This window comes from Streptomyces sp. NPDC107581, from assembly GCF_055657175.1.
This window is the reverse complement of sequence record NZ_JBVKBH010000014.1, coordinates 250,406-269,860: the sequence shown is the minus strand read 5'-3', so window position 1 is coordinate 269,860 and position 19,455 is coordinate 250,406. Positions and strand designations below refer to the sequence as shown.

14 protein-coding genes are annotated in these 19,455 nt (G+C 72.5%); 11 read left to right on the top strand and 3 right to left on the bottom strand.

What is annotated here, in order from left to right; translation table 11 throughout:
- The first annotated feature begins 7 nt into the window (after positions 1-7).
- The 5 genes from ACZ7P3_RS31625 to ACZ7P3_RS31605 all read left to right on the top strand — a co-directional run bounded on the left by ACZ7P3_RS31625 (position 8) and on the right by ACZ7P3_RS31605 (position 5,455).
- Positions 8-283 (top strand): hypothetical protein, encoded by a 276-nt coding sequence (locus tag ACZ7P3_RS31625; RefSeq protein ID WP_472086853.1) that lies wholly within the window; start codon positions 8-10, stop codon positions 281-283.
- A gap of 7 nt (positions 284-290) precedes the next feature.
- Positions 291-1,106 (top strand): TlyA family RNA methyltransferase, encoded by an 816-nt coding sequence (locus tag ACZ7P3_RS31620; protein WP_472086851.1) that lies wholly within the window; start codon positions 291-293, stop codon positions 1,104-1,106.
- A complete protein-coding gene (locus tag ACZ7P3_RS31615) occupies positions 1,103-2,020 on the top strand; it encodes an NAD kinase (RefSeq protein ID WP_472086849.1) in 918 nt (305 codons plus the stop codon). The genes ACZ7P3_RS31620 and ACZ7P3_RS31615 overlap by 4 nt, the downstream gene beginning before the upstream one ends.
- 39 nt (positions 2,021-2,059) lie before the next feature.
- Entirely contained in the window at positions 2,060-3,802 is a 1,743-nt protein-coding gene (gene recN / locus ACZ7P3_RS31610; protein WP_472086847.1) for a DNA repair protein RecN, read from the top strand.
- Positions 3,803-4,318: 516 nt separating this feature from the next.
- The gene (locus ACZ7P3_RS31605) at positions 4,319-5,455 is read left to right on the top strand and encodes a glycosyltransferase family 4 protein (RefSeq protein WP_472086845.1); all 1,137 of its coding nucleotides are present in this window, start codon (positions 4,319-4,321) and stop codon (positions 5,453-5,455) included.
- Between the two features lie 116 nt (positions 5,456-5,571).
- On the opposite strand, the gene ACZ7P3_RS31600 is transcribed toward ACZ7P3_RS31605, so the two are convergent.
- The 3 genes from ACZ7P3_RS31600 to ACZ7P3_RS31590 form a co-directional block, all read right to left on the bottom strand.
- Positions 5,572-7,257 carry a PucR family transcriptional regulator gene (locus ACZ7P3_RS31600; RefSeq protein WP_472086844.1) on the bottom strand — a complete coding sequence of 562 codons (1,686 nt, stop codon included), beginning with the start codon at positions 7,255-7,257 and terminating at the stop codon, positions 5,572-5,574.
- A 50-nt stretch (positions 7,258-7,307) separates the two neighbouring features.
- Positions 7,308-8,726, bottom strand: a complete 1,419-nt coding sequence (locus tag ACZ7P3_RS31595; protein WP_472086842.1) for an FAD-binding oxidoreductase — start codon at positions 8,724-8,726, stop codon at positions 7,308-7,310.
- 324 nt (positions 8,727-9,050) lie between these two features.
- Positions 9,051-10,853 carry a glycoside hydrolase family 15 protein gene (locus ACZ7P3_RS31590; protein WP_472086875.1) on the bottom strand — a complete coding sequence of 601 codons (1,803 nt, stop codon included), beginning with the start codon at positions 10,851-10,853 and terminating at the stop codon, positions 9,051-9,053.
- Positions 10,854-11,406: 553 nt separating this feature from the next.
- Between ACZ7P3_RS31590 and ACZ7P3_RS31585 the strand changes: the two genes are divergently transcribed.
- The 6 genes from ACZ7P3_RS31585 to ACZ7P3_RS31560 all read left to right on the top strand — a co-directional run bounded on the left by ACZ7P3_RS31585 (position 11,407) and on the right by ACZ7P3_RS31560 (position 19,444).
- Positions 11,407-13,071, top strand: coding sequence for a CTP synthase (locus ACZ7P3_RS31585; protein WP_472086841.1), 1,665 nt, complete (start codon positions 11,407-11,409; stop codon positions 13,069-13,071).
- A 117-nt stretch (positions 13,072-13,188) separates the two neighbouring features.
- Positions 13,189-13,815, top strand: coding sequence for an NUDIX domain-containing protein (locus ACZ7P3_RS31580; protein WP_472086840.1), 627 nt, complete (start codon positions 13,189-13,191; stop codon positions 13,813-13,815).
- A gap of 163 nt (positions 13,816-13,978) precedes the next feature.
- Entirely contained in the window at positions 13,979-16,075 is a 2,097-nt protein-coding gene (locus tag ACZ7P3_RS31575; protein WP_472086839.1) for a tetratricopeptide repeat protein, read from the top strand.
- A gap of 139 nt (positions 16,076-16,214) precedes the next feature.
- Positions 16,215-17,339, top strand: a complete 1,125-nt coding sequence (gene ald, locus ACZ7P3_RS31570; RefSeq protein WP_472086837.1) for an alanine dehydrogenase — start codon at positions 16,215-16,217, stop codon at positions 17,337-17,339.
- Between the two features lie 414 nt (positions 17,340-17,753).
- Positions 17,754-18,887: a ParA family protein gene (locus tag ACZ7P3_RS31565; protein ID WP_472086835.1), complete on the top strand. Its 1,134-nt coding sequence runs from the start codon at positions 17,754-17,756 to the stop codon at positions 18,885-18,887.
- Entirely contained in the window at positions 18,872-19,444 is a 573-nt protein-coding gene (locus ACZ7P3_RS31560; RefSeq protein ID WP_472086833.1) for a hypothetical protein, read from the top strand. Before ACZ7P3_RS31565 ends, ACZ7P3_RS31560 begins: the two co-directional genes overlap by 16 nt.
- Positions 19,445-19,455: the final 11 nt, after the last annotated feature.

Genomic DNA, 19,455 nt, shown 5'->3' with positions numbered 1-19,455 from the left:
TCTGGGCATGAGCGAGTCCGTGTCCGAGGCCGAGATCGTCACCGCGGCCGATCCCGAGTACTGCCCCGCCGCCCCGGCCCCCCTGGACGTCCCGCGCACCCCCACCGGTCACGCCGACGTCGACGCCCAGCTGGAGCGGCTGGCCGACACCGACCACCTCGCCACCGGCGGACACGTCGAGGTGTACGAGGATGTACACCGGGGGCTGCGCGACGCGCTCACCGCGCTCGACGCCCGCCCGGAACGTCCGGCGCCCCCGACGTCGTACGGGAACAGGAGCTGAACCGAACGTGGCAGGAGTCGCACGCCGCCGTCTGGACGCCGAGCTGGTCCGCCGGAAGCTCGCGCGCTCGCGCGAGCACGCCAGCCAGCTGATCGCCGCCGGGCGGGTCACCGTCGGCAGGACCGTGGCGACCAAACCGGCCACGCAGGTGGAGACCGCCGCGGCGATCGTCGTCCAGGCCGACGGCGGCGATCCCGACTACGTCTCCCGGGGCGGCCACAAGCTCGCCGGCGCGCTGGAGGCGTTCGTGCCGCAGGGGCTCGTGGTCGAGGGCCGGCGCGCACTGGACGCCGGCGCCTCCACCGGCGGCTTCACCGATGTCCTGCTGCGCGCGGGCGCCGCGCACGTCGTCGCCGTGGACGTCGGCTACGGCCAGCTCGCGTGGTCTCTCCAGAGCGATGAACGCGTCACCGTCAAGGACCGTACGAACGTACGCGAGTTGACGCTTGAGGCGATCGATGGGGAACCTGTGGATCTTGTCGTGGGCGATCTGTCCTTCATCCCGCTCGGGCTGGTGCTGCCCGCCCTGAAGCGGTGCGTGAAGCCGGACGCCGATCTGGTGATGATGGTCAAGCCGCAGTTCGAAGTGGGGAAGGAACGGCTGGGCAGCGGGGGTGTCGTACGGAGTCCGCAGCTGCGGGCGGAGGCCGTGCGCGGGGTGGCCGAGAAGGCCTGGGAGCTGGGGCTCGGGGTGCGGGGAGTCACCGCCAGTCCGCTGCCCGGTCCCTCGGGCAATGTCGAGTACTTTCTCTGGCTGCGGGCCGGCGCCCCCGAACTGGACCCGGCAGACGTTGACCGTGCAGTGGCGGAGGGGCCGCGTTGACACAGAACCGAGCGCGTACTGTTTTCCTGCTCGCCCACACCGGGCGTCCCGCGGCGATCCGCAGCGCGGAGCTGGTGGTCAAGGGGCTGCTGCGGTCCGGCATCGGGGTGCGGGTGCTGGAGGAGGAGGCGCGCGACCTGCCGTTGCCCGACGAGGTGCAACTCGTCAAGGAGGCGACACCGCAGTGCCTGGACGGCTGCGAGCTGCTGATCGTGCTCGGCGGCGACGGCACGCTGCTGCGCGGCGCCGAGTTCGCGCGGGCCTCCGGGGTGCCGATGCTCGGCGTCAACCTCGGGCGTGTCGGATTCCTCGCCGAGGCCGAACGCGACGACCTCGATCGGGTGGTCGACCGGGTGGTGGCGCGGTCCTACGAGGTCGAGGAGCGGATGACCGTCGATGTCGTCGTGCACCGCAACGGGGACATCGTGCACACGGACTGGGCGCTGAACGAGGCGGCCGTGCAGAAGGCCGGCGCCGAGAAGCTGCTGGAAGTCGTGCTGGAGATCGACGGGCGCCCTGTGACGGGCTTCGGATGTGACGGCGTCGTCCTGTCGACGCCCACCGGGTCCACGGCGTACGCGTTCTCCGCCGGGGGACCGGTGGTGTGGCCGGAGGTGGAGGCACTGCTGATGGTGCCGATCAGCGCGCATGCCCTGTTCGCCAAGCCGCTGGTGACGTCGCCGGACTCGGTGCTCGCGGTGGAGGTGCTGCCGCACATCCCGCCGGGTGTGCTGTGGTGCGACGGACGGCGGACCGTCGAGCTGCCGCCGGGGGCGCGGGTGGAGGTGCGGCGGGGGGCCGTGCCGGTGCGGCTGGCCAGGTTGCACCATTCGTCCTTCACCGACCGGCTCGTGGCGAAGTTTGCGCTGCCGACCACGGGATGGCGGGGGGCGCCGCACCACTCGGCGGAGTGACAAGGGCGGGCCATGTGCGCTCGCCGCCCCGGACCTCGTATGGTCTGTTCCGTGTTGGAGGAGATGCGGATACGGTCGCTCGGGGTCATCGACGATGCCGTCGTCGAGCTGTCGCCGGGGTTCACCGCCGTCACCGGCGAGACAGGTGCGGGCAAGACCATGGTGGTCACCAGCCTGGGACTGCTGCTCGGTGGGCGGGCGGACCCGGCACTCGTGCGGATCGGGGCCGAGAAGGCGGTCGTGGAGGGGCGGATCGCCGTCCCCCGCGACGCCGCCGCCCTCGTACGCGCAGAGGAGGCCGGGGCCGAACTGGACGACGGGGTCCTGCTGGTCAGCCGTACCGTTTCCGCCGAGGGCCGCTCGCGGGCGCACCTCGGCGGACGCAGCGTGCCCGTGGGCCTGCTGGCCGAGCTGGCCGACGACCTGGTGGCCGTGCACGGGCAGACCGACCAGCAGGGACTGCTGAAGCTGTCCCGGCAGCGGCAGGCGCTCGACCGGTACGCCGGGGACGCGGTCGCCGTGCCGCTCGCCAAGTACACCGAGGCCTACCGCCGGCTGCGGGCCGTCTCCGTCGAGCTGGAGGAGATCGTCACGCGCGCCCGTGAGCGCGCCCAGGAAGCCGACATGCTCCGCTACGGGCTCGACGAGATCGCCGCCGTCGAACCGAGGGCCGGAGAGGACGCAGAGCTGGCCGAGGAGGCGGAGCGGCTCGGGCACGCCGAGGCGCTGTCGTCCGCCGCCACCGCCGCACACGCGGCTCTCGCGGGCAATCCCGAGGACCCCGAGGGGATCGACGCCTCGACCCTCGTCGCGGGCGCACACCGGGCTCTGGAGGCCGTCCGCTCCCACGATCCGGCACTGTCCTCCCTCGCCGACCGGATCGGTGAGATCGGGATCCTGCTCGGTGACGTGGCCGGCGAGCTGGCCGGCTACGCCGACGACCTGGACGCCGATCCGCTGCGGCTGGCCGCCGTGGAGGAGCGCCGGGCCGCCCTCAACGGCCTGACGCGCAAGTACGGCAACGACATCGACGCCGTCCTCGCCTGGGCCGAGCAGAGCGCCGCACGCCTGACCGAGCTGGACGGCGACGACGAGCGGATCGACGAGCTGACCGCCGAGCGGGACGCACTGCGCACCGGACTGGGCGGGCTGGCACAGGCACTGACGGACGCGCGCACGGAGGCCGCCGAGCGGTTCGCCGCCGCCGTGACCGCGGAGCTGGCCTCGCTGGCGATGCCCCACGCGCGCGTGTCCTTCGACATCCGGCAGACCGAGGATCCCGAGGGCGTCGAGGTCGGTGGGCGTACCGTCGCCTACGGGTCCTTCGGCGTGGACGAGGTCGAGCTGCTGCTCGCCCCGCACCCGGGCGCCCCGCCGCGGCCCATCGCCAAGGGTGCCTCCGGCGGTGAGCTGTCCCGCGTGATGCTGGCCGTGGAGGTCGTGTTCGCGGGAACGGACCCCGTGCCGACGTACCTCTTCGACGAGGTCGACGCCGGTGTCGGCGGCAAGGCCGCGGTGGAGATCGGGCGGCGCCTGGCCAAGCTCGCCAGGACCGCGCAGGTCGTGGTCGTCACCCACCTTCCGCAGGTCGCCGCCTTCGCCGACCGGCAGCTGCTGGTCGAGAAGACCAACGACGGCTCGGTCACCCGCTCCGGTGTGAAGGTGCTGGAGGGCGAGGAGCGGGTGCGCGAACTGTCCCGGATGCTCGCCGGCCAGGAGGACTCGGAGACGGCGCGCGCACACGCGGAGGAGCTCCTGGCGACGGCCAGGGCCGATCTCTAGGCGGCGCCCCGGGCCTCGGGACGGGGCTCGGTGTCGGGGTGGTTGCGTGCCCGGGGCGGGGAGGGGCCGGGCATCGGCGTGGTTGTGTGACAGGGGCGCGTGGGACGGCCCGCGCGCCGTCCTGCTCGCGGCGGGCGGGTGCGCGGGGGACCGGGCAAGGGTCAGGGGCCGGGCGCTGCGGGCGTCCGACCTCGGGATACGGGTGCACAGGCCGTTCGGGCCCGGCGGACTTCGGCGGAGTTCCCCGGGCTTCTTCTCACCCTTGTGGGTGACGTGCTCCGGCGCACTGCTCCGGCCCGCCGCGCTGTGCGCCTCCCCGGAGTTCCCGGAACGGCCGTACGTCCTGGCATGCTTGGCGGAGAACGCTGGGTGGGTGGCGGGTCGAGCACAGTGCGGGCAGCGCGTCGAACACAGCCCGCGCGGGAGGCGCGCGGCACGTCCGTCCGTCCCCTCCGCCCGCTACCTTCTGTACGTTTCTCCGTGACCGCCCCGCGCCGAATCAGGAGCCCCGGCCCCGTGAGCCCCGTGAGCAGCAACGCACCGCACGGCCAGTCGTCGCTGCGCACCGTGCAGGTGCTGGGCGGGGGCAACGCCGGCAGCAGTGCGCACGTTCGCTCCCTGACCGAGGGGCTCGTCGCCCGGGGCGTCCGGGTCACGGTGTGCGCCCCCGTCGAGGCCGACCGCGCCTACGACTTCACCGGGGTCGGCGCCGACCACGTGCACGTCCCGCGCAGCAGCGATCCGGCCTCCGTGGCCGCACTCCGGGCCGCCTGCACGGACGCCGACCTGGTGCACGCCCATGGGCTGCACGCCTCCTTCCGTGCCGTGCTCGCGCTCAGCGGGCGCCGCACCCCGCTCGTGGTCACCTGGCACAACCGCGCCCGTGCGGAGGGCGCGCGGGCGCATCTGCTGGGGCTGCTGGAGCGGCGCGTGGTGAGGACGGCCGTCGTGGTCCTCGGCACCACCTCCGACCTGGTCGACCGGGCGCGCCGCACGGGGGCACGGGACGCCCGGCTCGCGGCGGTGACCCTGCCCGGCCGGCGACGCCCCGTCGATCTGGACGACCCGGACCCGCAGCGGCCCAAGCTCCGCGCCGAACTCGGCGCCACCGGACGCCCGTTGCTCCTGGCCGTCGGTTCCCTCGACCGGCAGCGCGGCTACGACGTCCTGCTGGACGCGGCCCGGGCCTGGCGGGACCTCGACCCCGTACCGCTGGTCGCCGTCGCGGGGGAGGGGCCGCTGCGGTCCGAACTGCAGCGGCGGATCGAGGACGAAGGGCTGCCGGTGAGGCTCATCGGACGGCGCGAGGACGTGTCCGAGCTGCTCGCGGCCGCCGATCTGGCGCTGCTGACCAGCAGCTGGGAGTCGCGGTCCGTGCTCGCCCAGGAAGCCCTGTACGCGCGCGTGCCGCTCGTCGCGACCGCCGTCGGCGGCATCCCCGACATGGTGGGCGACGCGGCCGAACTCGTCCCGTACGGCGACGCGGAGACGCTCGCGGACACCGTCGTACGGCTGCTCGCGGATCCGGAGCGGCGCGAGGAGCTGCGCGAGCGGGGCGTACGACAGGCCGCGACCTGGCCGACCGAGGACGAGACCGTCGCCCAAGTCCTCAGCGTCTACGACGAGTTGACCCAGCCGACGCCTCTTGCGTAGACGGTCGCCCCGTGCCTCGAAGCCCTTCGCTCGGGCCCGTTCCCTTCGCCCGGGCCCGTTGCCTTGCCCTTCACCCGGGTCTTTCGCCTTGGCTCCTCGGCCCGGGCTCTCCTCGTCTAGGTCACGTGTCTGCGTGCTCGCAGGGCGAGGCTCAATGCCAGGACCGTCTGCGGGTCGTCGAGGTCGGTGCCCAGCAACTCTCCGATGCGGGCGAGCCGGTTGTACAGGGTCTGGCGGTTGAGATGCAGCTCGCGGGCGGTCTCCGCCTTGCGGCCCGCGTGCGCCAGATAGGTCTCCAGAGTGGGCAGCAGCGGCGGCTTGGAACGGTGGTCGTGATCGCGCAGCGGGCCGATCGCGCGGTCCACGAAGGCCGCCAGGTCCGGGTGGTCGCGCAGCCGCCACAGAAGGAGGTCGATGTCCAGGCGGCGGGCGTCGTACCAGGGGCGGTCGGTCAGGCCCTGTGCCGCCGCCGCCGTCTCCGCCGCGTGCCGCAGTCCGGCCGACGCGGCCGCCCAGCCGCCGGCCACCCCGACCACCACGACCGGCGGCGGGGCGCCCGGCCGCTGCATCCCGGCCCGCTCGACGCCCGCCCGCAGCGCCGCCGCCACCCGGTCCGCGACCGCCGACCGCTCCGACTCCGAACGCAGCCCCAGCAGCACCGGGACCCGGCCCTCGACCGGCCGGACGCCCAGCAGCACCGGCACTCCGACCGAGGCCAGCTCCTCGGCGACCGCGCGTGCCAGCACCGCCCAGCTGCCGCCGGGGGACAGGGAGTCCCCGACGCGCATCACCACGGGCAGCAGCGGGCTGTTGCCGGGCTTGAAGCCGAGGACCCGGGCCTGGGCCGGCGCGTCCTCCGCCGTGATCCGGCCCTCGGCCAGGTCGGTGAGGAAGTCGCCGCGGCCGCGCGCCGCCAGCTCCTCCTCCTGCCGGGCCTGCATCAGCACCACGGCCAGGATGCCCGCGGCCCGCTCGGCGGCGATCCGGTGCACCGGGGCCAGCGGCGAACGCACCGGCAGCAGCACCAGCCGGGCCCGCACCGACCCGGCCCCGGCCCCGGCCCCGGCCCCGGCCCCGGCCCCGGGGCCGGGGCCGGGGCCGCCGCCGGGCACGTCGACGAGCACCGAACCGGCCGGCGGCGGAGCGTCCTTGTGCGGACCGCGCAGCCCCTCCCACACCTGTAGCGGATCCGCGCCCTCGGGTCCGGAACCGGCGGCGTACAGCAGGCGGCCGTCCGCCGTCTCCAGGAACACCGGGTTGGCGCTGAAGTCGGCCAGGATGCCCAGCACCTGCGGCACCCCGCCCCCGCCCAGCAGTGCCTCGGTACACCGCCGGTGCACCTCCTCGGCCCGCTGGAGCAGCGCGTAGTGCCCATTGACGATCTCGGTGTGGATCTCCTCGGTGACGGTCACGAACGGCACCTCACGGTGCAGCTGCACCAGCGGCAGCCCCGCGCTGCGCGCGGTGTCCACCAGCGCGGCCGGCAGCCGGGTGAAGCGCGGGCCCAGCTCCACCACCAGGGCCGCGATGCCGCGTTCGGCGAGCGTGCGCACGAACGCCCGCTGCTCGGCCGGGCGGGTGCCGAGTCCGTAGCCGGTGGTCAGCAGCAGCTCACCGCCCTTGAGCAACGAGGCGATGTTCGGCACCTCGCCCGCGTGCACCCAGCGCACGGTGCGCCCCAGCCGGTCGGCGCCCGCCACGATCTCCGGGAGTCCGCTGCGCAGCCCCGGCAGCTCCAGCGCCCGCTGAACGGTGATCCCGGCGCCCTGAGTGGCGAATCTGCTCTCCGTACCGCTGTCCATGCAGCGGACGCTACCTGCGCAAACCCCTGGACGACAGCCTGCGCCCCCGGCTACACGGGCCGGATGTTGTGGTTGAAGCGGAACACGTTGTCGGGGTCGTAGGCCCGCTTCACCTTCTCCAGCCGCAGCAGGTTCTGGGCGCCCAGGCCCGCACGCACCCGCTCGGGGCCTTCGTCGCCGACCAGACCGAGACAGACGGCGCCCGTGCTCCAGGGCCGGACGTCGGCCCGGGCGTCCCGCACCCAGGCGAGGGCCCGCTCGTCGCCGGCCGGGTCGGCCCAGCAGGCGAAGGGGTGCACCACCCAGGAGGCGTCCCGGTACGGCACCGGGTATCCGGCGGGCCCGGCGGCGACCGCGCCGCCGAGCGGGAAGAGGCTGAGCCGTGACAGGGCCGGGACGGGACGGTCCTCCGCGCGGGTGCAGAAGGCGTCCACCGGCTCATCGGGCAGCGACGCCAGGCACTCCGCCGACCAGTGGGCCCTCAGCCCGGACGGCGCCCCCGGCAGACGCCGCGCTTCCGCGCCCGCCCGCGCGTCCCACCCCTCCGAGCCCCACGCTTGCACGCCCCACGCCTTCGAACCCCACGCATCCGCGCTCCAGGCCTGCGCGCCCCACACCTCTGCCTCGTGCGGCAGCGCCAGCAGCGGTGCGGCCAGTCTGCGCAGCTCCGCCTCGCCGCCCGCGCAGGTCAGGAGCACGGCGCACACCGGCCGGTCGGTGCTCAGCTGTGTCACGGTGCCGCCCACCCGGTCGGGGCCGGTCCGGACGACCTCGCGGAAGGCACGGATCACGGCGGGGCCGCACCGGGGCGGGCACAGCAGCAGCACCGGGGAGATCTCCGGCAGCCGGTGCAGCCGCAGGGTGAGCGCGGTGGCGATACCGAAATTGCCGCCGCCGCCGTGCAGCGCCCAGAACAGTTCCGGGTGCTCCCGGGCACCGGCCCGTACCCGCTCGGCACCGGCGGTCACCAGCTCCACGCCGAGGAGGCCGTCGACGGCGAGGCCGATGACGCGGTCCAGCCGTCCGATGCCTGCGGCCAGTACGAAGCCGCCGATGCCGACGCCCGGGGCGCGGGCCCCGCCCGCCGTGAGGCCGTGGCGCCGGGCGGCCCGGTCCACGTCGCCGACCGTGGCGCCGCCCTCGGCACGGACGGCCCCGGCCGCCGGGTCGACGGTCACCCGGCGCATCCGGCGCAGGTCCACCACGAGCGCCCCGTCGACCAGGGCACCTGCCAGACCGTGCCCGCCGCCGCGCACCGCGATCCGCAGGTCCAGGTCCCTGCCGAAGCACACGGCCCGGACCACGTCGGCCTCGTCCGCGCACTGCGCGATCACGGCCGGCCGCCGCTCGGGCAGCGCGCTGAAGGCGGCCCGGGCCTGGTCGTAGCCCGGATCCCCGGGGGCGAACACGGCGCCGGACAGATCCTCGCGCAGTGCAGCGAGGGCCGTGCCCGCCTTGGACCGGGCCATGGCATCCCCTTCCGGAAGGGACACCCCCGAGCGCCTCCAGCCTAGGGGCCTTCCGGCATGATCCGCCGGAGGGACCCGGCCCGTGCCTCTGTAGGTTCTCGTCGCTCGTGTCGGATGCCGCCCTCATGCCCTGCGGCTTCGTCTGCTGTCTCACGACGCGTCGGATGCTGGAGTCTCACGTCCGTGTCGTCTGCTCGGCCGTCCGCGCTGGGCGGCTCGGGCAGCCGATCCTCTGACCTGGGTGGTCTCACGGCCGGTGTCGCATCCGACAGCGATCCGGCAGCGGCCGTGAGATTCCGACACGGGATGTGAGATCCCACAGCCTCAGCCGCCGTAGGCGCCCGAGGCCGTCAGCCGCAGTGCGGTGTCGATCAGCGGGACGTGGCTGAAGGCCTGCGGGAAGTTGCCGACCTGGCGCTGCAGGCGCGGGTCCCACTCCTCGGCGAGCAGGCCGAGGTCGTTGCGCAGCGCGAGGAGCTTCTCGAACAGCTTGCGGGCCTCGTCCACCCGGCCGATCATCGCCAGGTCGTCCGCCATCCAGAACGAGCAGGCCAGGAAGGCGCCCTCGTCGCCGGGCAGGCCGTCGACGCCCTCGTCCTTGCCCTCGGTCGGGTAGCGCAGGATGAACCCGTCCGTGGTGGACAGCTCGCGCTGGATGGCCTCGATGGTGCCGATCACCCGCTTGTCGTCCGGGGGCAGGAAGCCCATCTGCGGGATCAGCAGCAGCGAGGCGTCCAGCTCCTTGGAGCCGTAGGACTGGGTGAACGTGTTGCGCTCCTGGTCGTAGCCCTTCTCGCACACGTCCCGGTGGATGTCGTCGCGCAGTTCCTTCCAGCGCTCCAGCGGGCCGTCCGCGTCCCCGGACTCGATCAGCTTGATGGTGCGGTCGACCGCCACCCAGGCCATCACCTTCGAGTGCACGAAGTGCCGGCGCGGGCCGCGCACCTCCCAGATGCCCTCGTCCGGCTCCTGCCAGTGGTCCTCCAGGTAGCGGATCAGCTTCAGCTGGAGCAGGGAGGCGTAGTCGTTGCGGGCCAGGCCCGTCATGTGCGCCAGGTGCAGGGCCTCGGTGACCTCGCCGTACACGTCCAGCTGGAGCTGGTGGGCCGCGCCGTTGCCCACCCGGACCGGGGCGGAGGCCTCGTAGCCGGGGAGCCAGTCCAGCTCGGCCTCGCCCAGCTCGCGCTCGCCGGCGATCCCGTACATGATCTGCAGGTTCTCGGGGTCGCCCGCGACCGCGCGGAGCAGCCACTCGCGCCAGGCGCGGGCCTCCTCGCGGTAACCGGTGCGCAGCAGGGAGGACAGGGTGATCGCCGCGTCCCGCAGCCAGGTGTAGCGGTAGTCCCAGTTGCGGACGCCGCCGATGTCCTCGGGCAGCGAGGTGGTCGGGGCCGCGACGATGCCGCCGGTGGGGGCGTACGTCAGCGCCTTCAGGGTGATCAGCGAGCGGACCACCGCCTCGCGGTAGGGGCCGTGGTACGTGCAGTGCTCGACCCACTCCCGCCAGAAGTCCTCCGTCGCCTGCAGCGACTGCTCCGGCTCCGGCAGCGCGGGCGGCTGCTTGTGCGAGGGCTCCCACGAGATCGTGAACGCGATCCGGTCACCCGGGGCGACCGTGAAGTCGGCGTAGGTCGTCAGCGCCTTGCCGTAGGTCTCGGCCTCCGTGTCGAACCACACCGAGTCGGGGCCGGCCACCGCCACCGTACGGCCCTCGTGCTTGTGCACCCAGGGCACCACCCGGCCGTAGGAGAACCGCATCCTGAGCGCCGAGCGCATCGGCACCCGGCCGGTGACGCCCTCCACGATCCGGATCAGCTGCGGGGCGCCGTCACGCGGGGGCATGAAATCGGTCACCCGCACGGTGCCGCGCGGGGTGTCCCACTCCGATTCCAGGACCAGCGAGTCGCCCCGGTAGGTCCGCCGGGCGGCCGCGGGCGGCGGTGAGTCGGCCGCGTGCGCCGGGCCGAGCCGCCAGAAGCCGTGCTCCTCGGTGCCCAGCAGGCCGGCGAAGATGGCATGCGAGTCGAAGCGGGGCAGGCACAGCCAGTCGACTGTGCCGTCCCGGCAGACCAGTGCCGCGGTCTGCATGTCTCCGATGAGTGCGTAATCTTCGATGCGCCCGGCCACGTGCAACTCCAGTCGAACGGCCACGTCACCCCCGCGCAGGGGGGCTGTCGCTAGTGCGGTCAAGGGGTCGTTGTTGTGCGTCGTTGAGCGGTGAAGCAAAGCAGCCCGCCGAGCCCTGAGGCAACACGGCAGTCCTTGCTCAACGAACTGCCGCGCTCTCGTTGTTCCGGGTGATGCAGGCGGGGGTGTTGCCGTCGTTCCGGCCGGGCTCGGCAGCGAGTGTCCGAGCAGGATACGACGCACGTAGATGATCTGCGTGCCGCTCCGGGCAACCCGTGTGGGCCGAACGAGTGACCAGCGGATGAAACCCGTGTGTCCGGTGCGCGTCTGTGTCGTCGCATGTGACGGATGCGCCGAGTGTTCCGTGTCGGCGTGAGCGCGGAGCGTGGCCGGGAGCCAGCACGCCGAGGCGCTGTTACGCTGGTAGCCCGTGGACCGGTGGGCGAAAAACCCCCGAACCGCAGCGACGACTCCTCCGCGAGAAAGCACAGAAATCTCCGGCAGGCAGCCGCACCGCATCACAGACAGCGACCACGGGAGCCCCCTCTTGGCCATGACGCCCAAATCCACGACGACCAAGCACATCTTCGTCACCGGGGGTGTCGCCTCCTCGCTCGGCAAGGGCCTCACCGCCTCCAGCCTGGGCATGCTGCTCAAGGCCCGCGGCCTGCGCGTCGTGATGCAGAAGCTCGACCCGTACCTGAACGTCGACCCGGGCACGATGAACCCCTTCCAGCACGGTGAGGTGTTCGTCACCAACGACGGCGCCGAGACCGACCTGGACATCGGCCACTACGAGCGTTTCCTCGACCGCGACCTGGACGGCTCGGCCAACGTCACCACCGGTCAGGTGTACTCGACCGTGATCGCCAAGGAGCGGCGCGGCGAGTACCTGGGCGACACGGTCCAGGTGATCCCGCACATCACCAACGAGATCAAGCACCGCATCCGGCGCATGGCCACCGACGAGGTGGACGTCGTCATCACCGAGGTCGGCGGCACGGTCGGCGACATCGAGTCGCTGCCGTTCCTGGAGACCGTCCGCCAGGTCCGCCACGAGGTCGGCCGGGACAACGTCTTCGTCGTCCACATCTCGCTGCTGCCGTACATCGGCCCGTCCGGCGAGCTGAAGACCAAGCCGACCCAGCACTCCGTCGCCGCCCTGCGCAACATCGGCATCCAGCCCGACGCGATCGTGCTGCGCTGCGACCGCGAGGTGCCCACCGCGATCAAGCGCAAGATCTCGCTGATGTGCGACGTGGACGAGGCCGCCGTCGTCGCCTGCCCCGACGCCCGCTCGATCTACGACATCCCGAAGGTCGTGCACACCGAGGGCCTGGACGCCTACGTCGTCCGCAAGCTCGACCTGCCCTTCCGGGACGTGGACTGGACGACCTGGGACGACCTGCTCGACCGCGTCCACAACCCCGACCACGAGATCACCCTCGCGCTGGTCGGCAAGTACATCGACCTGCCCGACGCCTATCTGTCGGTGACCGAGGCGCTGCGCGCGGGCGGCTTCGCCAACAAGGCCCGTGTCAAGATCAAGTGGGTCACCTCGGACGACTGCAAGACCCCGGCCGGCGCCAAGGCCCAGCTCGGCGACGTCGACGGCATCTGCATCCCCGGCGGCTTCGGCGACCGCGGTGTGCTCGGCAAGGTCGGCGCCATCCGCTTCGCCCGCGAGAACAGGATCCCGCTGCTCGGCCTCTGCCTCGGCCTGCAGTGCATCGTGATCGAGGCCGCGCGCAACCTCGCGGACATCCCGGACGCCAACTCCACCGAGTTCGACCCGGCCACCGGCCACCCGGTCATCTCCACCATGGCCGAGCAGATGGACATCGTCGCCGGTGAGGGCGACATGGGCGGCACCATGCGGCTCGGCATGTACCCGGCGAAGCTGGCCGAGGGCTCCATCGTGCGCGAGGTCTACGACGGCAAGGAGTACGTCGAGGAGCGCCACCGCCACCGCTACGAGGTGAACAACGCCTACCGCGCGGAGCTGGAGAAGAAGGCGGGCATCCTCTTCTCGGGCACCTCGCCGGACGGCAAGCTCGTCGAGTACGTCGAGTACCCGCGCGACGCCCACCCCTACCTGGTCGCCACCCAGGCGCACCCCGAGCTGCGCTCGCGGCCGACCCGCCCGCACCCGCTCTTCGCCGGCCTGGTGAAGGCGGCGGTCCAGCGGACGGTCGCCGCGCGGAAGAACTCCAAGTAACACACCGGTCGTACGGTGGCCGGGGTGCCTGCCTTCACAAGGTGAGCACCCCGGTTTCAGGCGGCCGGCCTGTTTCAAGGCATGTGGAAGGACAGGGCGCGTGTGGAAGGACAGGGCATGACGATCAAGGACACCCCCGAGGAGTGGGAGATCCGCTCGACGGACACCCCCTTCGTGGGCAACAAGACCTCGGTGCGCACGGACGAGGTGGTCATGCCCGACGGCTCGGTGGTCCGCCGCGACTACCAGGTGCACCCCGGCTCGGTCGCCGTCCTCGCCCTGGACGAGGAGGACCGGGTCCTGCTCATCAACCAGTACCGCCACCCGGTGCGGCACAAGCTGTGGGAGATCCCGGCCGGTCTGCTCGACGTGCCCGGCGAGAACCCGCTGCACGCCGCCCAGCGCGAGCTGTACGAGGAGGCGCACGTCAAGGCCGAGGACTGGCGGGTGCTGACCGACGTGTACACCACCCCCGGCGGCTGTGACGAGGCCGTCCGGATCTTCCTCGCCCGGGATCTCTCCGAGGCGGAGGGCGAGCGCTTCGAGACGGAGCACGAGGAGACCGACATGGAGTACGCGCGCGTGCCGGTCGGCGACCTGGTGCGCCGGGTGCTCGCCGGTGATGTGCACAACAACTGCCTCGTCGTGGGCGTCCTCTCCCTGGTCGCCGCGCGCGGCGGGGACGGCCTGGACTCCCTGCGCCCGGCCGACGCGCCCTGGCCCGCGCGTCCGTTCACGTCCTGAACCCATCCGTTCGCACATTGGTGTGACGATCGCCTGATCCGATCGGGGGATGTGCCCGCCGCGCTCCTCACGGAACGTCGCAGAGCGTGAACTAGGCTCTGGGAACGCCCGTACCGGAAGGACCCGGCGGGCTCGCGCGTGCGGTGGGACGGGAGTGTGGCCCGTGACGGATCAGGTGGTGGACACAGACGACCTGCGGCTGTCGGCGTCTCCAGCCGTACAGGCCCATTTCCTCGGCCGCACACGGGAGTTGAAGGAGCTGCGCGCCGACATCGAGCGCGCGGGCCTGGACACCCTCTCCGGCCGCAAGGCCCCCCGCGCGCGCGTGCTCCTCATCGCGGGCCGCCCCGGTTCCGGCCGGACCGCCCTCGCCCGGGAACTCGTACGTCAGGTCGCCGAGCGTTACCCCGACGGGGTGCTGCGGGCCCGGCTCAGCGAACCCGACGGCACCCCGGTGCCGATCGAGCGCGCCGCCCGGGAGCTGCTGTCGGCGCTGGAGGTGCAGGCTGCCGCCGGAGCCGGCGAGGACGACCTGACCGAGGCGCTGCGCGCGGCTCTCGCCGAGCGGCGCATCCTGCTCCTGCTGGACGACGCGGCCGGCGCCGAGCAGGTCGACGCGCTGCTGCCGCAGGCCCCGGACTGCCTGGTGGTCGCGGTCTCCGACGGTCCGCTCACCGGCATCGCCGACGTCCGCCCCTGCACCCTGGGCGGCCTCGACACCAAGTCGGCGCTGGAACTCCTCACCCGCTACACCGGCTCCGTGCGCATCACCGTCGACCCGCGCGCCGCCGAGAGCCTGGCCGAGGCCTGCCAGGGGCATCCGGCCGCGCTCACCCTGGCCGGCGGCTGGCTCGCCTCCCGGCCCCAGGCGGCCGTCTCCGACCTCGCCAAGCGGCTGCGCTCGGACACCGACGAGGGCGCCGACGGCACACCTCTCGCCCGCGTCTTCCGGCTCGTCTACGACGAGCTGCCCGGCCCCGCCGCCCGGATACTGCGACTGCTCGCCCTCGCCCCGGCCGGCCTGATCGACCCGCACACCGCCTCGGCCCTGGCCGGCTGCTCGGTGGATGCCGCCCGCGGCGCGCTGGACGAGTTCGTCGCCCTCGGTCTGCTGCGTGCCGTGGACTCCCCGCTGCCCGAGTACGACGTCCCCGGCTGTCTGCACCCGCTGCTGCACGCCCGTGCAGAGAGCCAGGAACGCCCGGCCGAGCTGCAGCTGGCCCGGGCCCGCATGCTGGAGCGGACCGTACGGCTGCTGCAGTCCTGCCGGGCCATCACCGAGACGGACAGCCCGCAGGCCCGGGAGAAGCTGCAGGAGACGCCGCCGGCGCTGCGCTTCCCCACCCCGCGCGCGGCCGCCGAGTGGCTGCGGGTGCGCAGGCCCGCCCTGCTCGCCGCCGTCCGTCTGGCCGTGGCCGACGGGGAGCTGGACACCCTCGCCCGCCGGCTGATGTCCCAGCTGGTCAGGGCCATGGCGGCGCACTTCGGCACCCAGGCGGCCGCCCCCGACCTGTACGGCGTCCACGGCCTGGTCCTCGACGTCGCCGAGCGGCGCGGACTGCACCGGGAGAAGGCCGCGGCGCTGCTGAACCTGGGCGATCTGGACGCGCAGACCGGCCGCACCCGGGCCGCGCTGGCCCGCTACCGGACCGCCCTGGACGCCGCACGCGAAGCGAACGACCCCTATGCGACCCGCCGCGCGATGGAATCCGTAGGCGGTGCCCACCAGGAGCTGGGGGACTACGACCGGGCCGCGGACTGGTTCGGCCGGGCCCTCGCCGAGCGGCTGGCCCGGGGCGAGCGCGCGGAGGCCGCCCGGCTCTACGGCCGCATCGCCACCGCGCACACCTACGCGGGCCGCTACGGCGAGGCGCTCAGGAACTGGCGGGCGGCCGCCGCCGGGTACCGCAAGAACGGTGATGTCCCCGCCCATGCGCGGGCGTTGAGCGAAGTGGCCCGGGTCCAGGAGTACGCGGGACGGCCCGAGGAATCGCTGCGCACCTGCCAGGAGGCGGTGGAGTGGGCCCGGCGCGCCGAGGAGGTCAGACTGCAGGCCGCGCTGCAGCTCCGGCTCGCCGACACCCTGGAACGGCTCGGCGATCCCACGTCCGCCCACCTGCACCGCTCGGTGGCGGAGCGCATGCTGCGCGAGGAGGACGACGAGGGGGATGAGGGGGTCGCGGAGGCCCCGGAGGAGGGATCCGGTCCGGAATCCGACCCCGACGCCTGCGAAATCCGTAGTGCATCCGACGAAGATTGATGCAATGAAAGGCTAGACAGTCGGAACACCTTCATTAAACTGGCTCTGCCGCACATTCTCCTGCGGTGTCTCCCGGTATGCCCCCGCATGCCTGGGTATGTCTTGTATTGCACCCCCCATACCCTCTGAGCCAAGGACCGTGATCGACGTGAAGGTCGGCATCCCCCGCGAGGTCAAGAACAACGAGTTCCGGGTGGCCATCACCCCCGCCGGTGTGCATGAGCTGGTGCGCAACGGCCACCAGGTCGTCGTCGAGCGGGCCGCTGGTCTCGGCTCCTCGATCACGGACAACGAGTACGTGGCCGCCGGTGCCCAGATCCTGGAGACCGCGGACGAGGTCTGGGCCGCCGCCGACCTGCTGCTGAAGGTCAAGGAACCCATCGCGGAGGAGTACCACCGCCTCCGCAAGGACCAGATCCTCTTCACCTACCTGCACCTGGCCGCGTCCAAGGAGTGCACGGACGCGCTCATCGAGTCCGGCACCACGGCCATCGCCTACGAGACCGTCGAGCTGCCGAACCGCGCGCTGCCGCTGCTCGCCCCGATGTCCGAGGTCGCGGGCCGTCTGGCCCCGCAGGTCGGCGCCTACCACCTGATGCGTCCGGCCGGCGGCCGAGGCGTGCTGCCGGGCGGCGTCCCGGGTGTGACCCCGGCCAAGGTCGTCGTCATCGGCGGCGGCGTCTCCGGCTGGAACGCCACCCAGATCGCCGTCGGCATGGGCTTCGACGTGACCCTGCTCGACCGCGACATCAACAAGCTGCGCGAGGCCGACAAGGTCTTCGGCAGCAAGGTCAAGGCCATCATGTCCAACTCCTTCGAGCTGGAGAAGGCCGTCCTCGACGCCGACCTCGTCATCGGCGCCGTCCTCATCCCGGGCGCCAAGGCCCCCAAGCTGGTCACCAACGAGCTGGTGTCCCGCATGAAGCCCGGAAGTGTTCTTGTCGACATCGCGATCGACCAGGGCGGCTGCTTCGAGGACTCGCGTCCCACCACGCACGCCGAGCCGACCTTCCGGGTCCACAACTCGGTCTTCTACTGCGTCGCCAACATGCCGGGTGCGGTGCCGAACACCTCCACCAACGCGCTCACCAACGCCACGCTGCCGTACATCGTCTCGCTGGCCAACAACGGCTGGGTCGAGGCGCTGCGCCGCGACGCCTCGCTCGCCAAGGGTCTCAACACCCACGACGGCAAGGTCGTTTACAAGGAGGTCGCCGAGGCCCACGGTCTGGAGAGCGTGGAGCTGGAGTCCCTGCTCGGCTGACCCCTCCGGCCTGGCGTGTCGCTAAGTCACCGACAGGTAAAAGGCGATACGTCAACACAGATCGTCAACAGCACACATCCGGCCGGACCTTGCCCGACAAGGTCCGGCCGGATGTGTGTATGGTCACTTTGCGACTCTCGGTCAACTCGCCTCGAACGTAACCCTTCGACCGATTCGCACACCGGTGAAACCTGCTGTGCGACGGCCGTACGCCCTTGACAGAGGGATGTTTCATTGCCGACACATCCTGCCGGGTCCGGCGGATTGTGTTGCTGCGGACCGCCGACACGCCATAGAGTCGCCAACCGTCGGCATGGTGCCACGCTGACCTTGTCTAGAAGTTCCCTGGTCACCAAGGAGGTAAGACGACTTGTGAATGAGTCGACATTTTCTCCCGGGGGTGGTCAACCAGGAATGCCTGTACGGGGCCATGGCCCCGCGGGATTCGAGGCTGTCGGCTCCGTAGCTGTGCGCACCTTCGCAGCCCACCAGAGTCCGGGACCGCAGACCGCCCGGACAGCACACCAGAGCATGGATGGCCATCACGTGAACGCCATGGCCGGCGACGGAAGTGGCGCGCCCCACAACCACTTCGCCGACTACGACGAACTGCCCGAGGGGCACTTCTACGACCCCGACGCCGAATACGAGCCCGACCCGGAGTACGCGGCCACGCTCGCCCCCGACGCTGCACGCCAGCGCCGTGAGCGCATCGGCCCGACCGGACGCCCGCTGCCGTACTTCCCGATCCCGGGTCCGCTGACCAGTCACGGCCCCGCGACGATCATCGCGATGTGCAACCAGAAGGGCGGCGTCGGCAAGACGACGTCGACCATCAACCTGGGTGCCGCCCTCGCGGAGTACGGCCGGCGCGTACTGCTCGTGGACTTCGACCCGCAGGGCGCGCTGTCGGTGGGTCTCGGCGTCAACCCGATGGAGCTCGACCTCACCGTCTACAACCTGCTCATGGAGCGGGGCATGTCCGCGGACGAGGTCCTGCTGAAGACGGCGGTCCCCAACATGGACCTGCTGCCCTCCAACATCGACCTGTCGGCCGCCGAGGTCCAGCTGGTCTCCGAGGTCGCGCGCGAGTCGACGCTCCAGCGGGCGCTCAAGCCGCTGCTGCCCGACTACGACTACATCGTGATCGACTGTCAGCCCTCGCTCGGCCTGCTCACCGTCAACGCGCTGACGGCCGCGCACAAGGTGATCGTGCCGCTGGAGTGCGAGTTCTTCGCCCTGCGCGGTGTGGCCCTGCTGACCGAGACCATCGAGAAGGTCCAGGAGCGGCTCAACCCCGAGCTGGAACTGGACGGCATCCTCGCCACGATGTACGACTCGCGCACCGTGCACAGCCGTGAGGTGCTCGCGCGTGTCGTCGAGGCGTTCGACGACCACGTCTACCACACGGTCATCGGGCGCACGGTCCGCTTCCCGGAGACCACGGTCGCCGGTGAGCCGATCACCACGTACGCCTCCAACTCCGTCGGTGCCGCCGCCTATCGCCAGCTCGCCAGGGAGGTGCTCGCCCGGTGTCACGCCGAGTGAGTCTGCCCGGGGCCGACGAACTGTTCCGTACGACGGGGGGGATGGCGCTCCAGCCGTCCACGCCCCGGCGCCCGGCCAACGGTGAGGCCCGGGTGCCGGCTCCCGCGGGAGAGAGCGACCCGGCGGCCGCGGCCGCCGCGGCGGAGGACGCGCCGCCGTCGGTACCCGCCCAGGGCGGGGACGGCGAGGGTGCGGAGCATGCGGCGGCGGTCGGGACGGAGCCGGCCGAGGCCGGTGAGTCCCGCACGCGCCCGGCACGGCGCCAGGCGGCGCAGGAAGGTTCTGCCGCCTCCGAGGCGGCCGCGCAGCCGCGCAAGCGCGGACGGGCCGCGGCCCGGCGGCCCAGCGGGCGCGAGCGGCACGACGAGAAGATCACGGTGTACGTGTCCGCCGAGGAACTCATGGACCTCGAGCACGCTCGGCTGGTCCTGAGAGGCGAGCACGGGCTCGCCGTCGACCGCGGCCGCATCGTCCGCGAGGCGGTCGCCGTGGTCCTGGCCGACCTGGAGTCCCGTGGGGACGCGAGCATCCTGGTACGGCGGCTGCGGGGTCGCTAGCCGGCCTCGCG

Coding starts and splice junctions, on each gene's coding strand:
- ACZ7P3_RS31585 (WP_472086841.1), top strand. CDS start 11,407: ATGACGCCCAAATCCACGACGACCAAGCACATCTTCGTCACCGGGGGT.
- ACZ7P3_RS31595 (WP_472086842.1), bottom strand. CDS start 8,726: ATGGCCCGGTCCAAGGCGGGCACGGCCCTCGCTGCACTGCGCGAGGAT.
- ACZ7P3_RS31625 (WP_472086853.1), top strand. CDS start 8: ATGAGCGAGTCCGTGTCCGAGGCCGAGATCGTCACCGCGGCCGATCCC.
- recN (WP_472086847.1), top strand. CDS start 2,060: ATGGTCTGTTCCGTGTTGGAGGAGATGCGGATACGGTCGCTCGGGGTC.
- ACZ7P3_RS31580 (WP_472086840.1), top strand. CDS start 13,189: ATGACGATCAAGGACACCCCCGAGGAGTGGGAGATCCGCTCGACGGAC.
- ACZ7P3_RS31565 (WP_472086835.1), top strand. CDS start 17,754: ATGCCTGTACGGGGCCATGGCCCCGCGGGATTCGAGGCTGTCGGCTCC.
- ACZ7P3_RS31600 (WP_472086844.1), bottom strand. CDS start 7,257: ATGGACAGCGGTACGGAGAGCAGATTCGCCACTCAGGGCGCCGGGATC.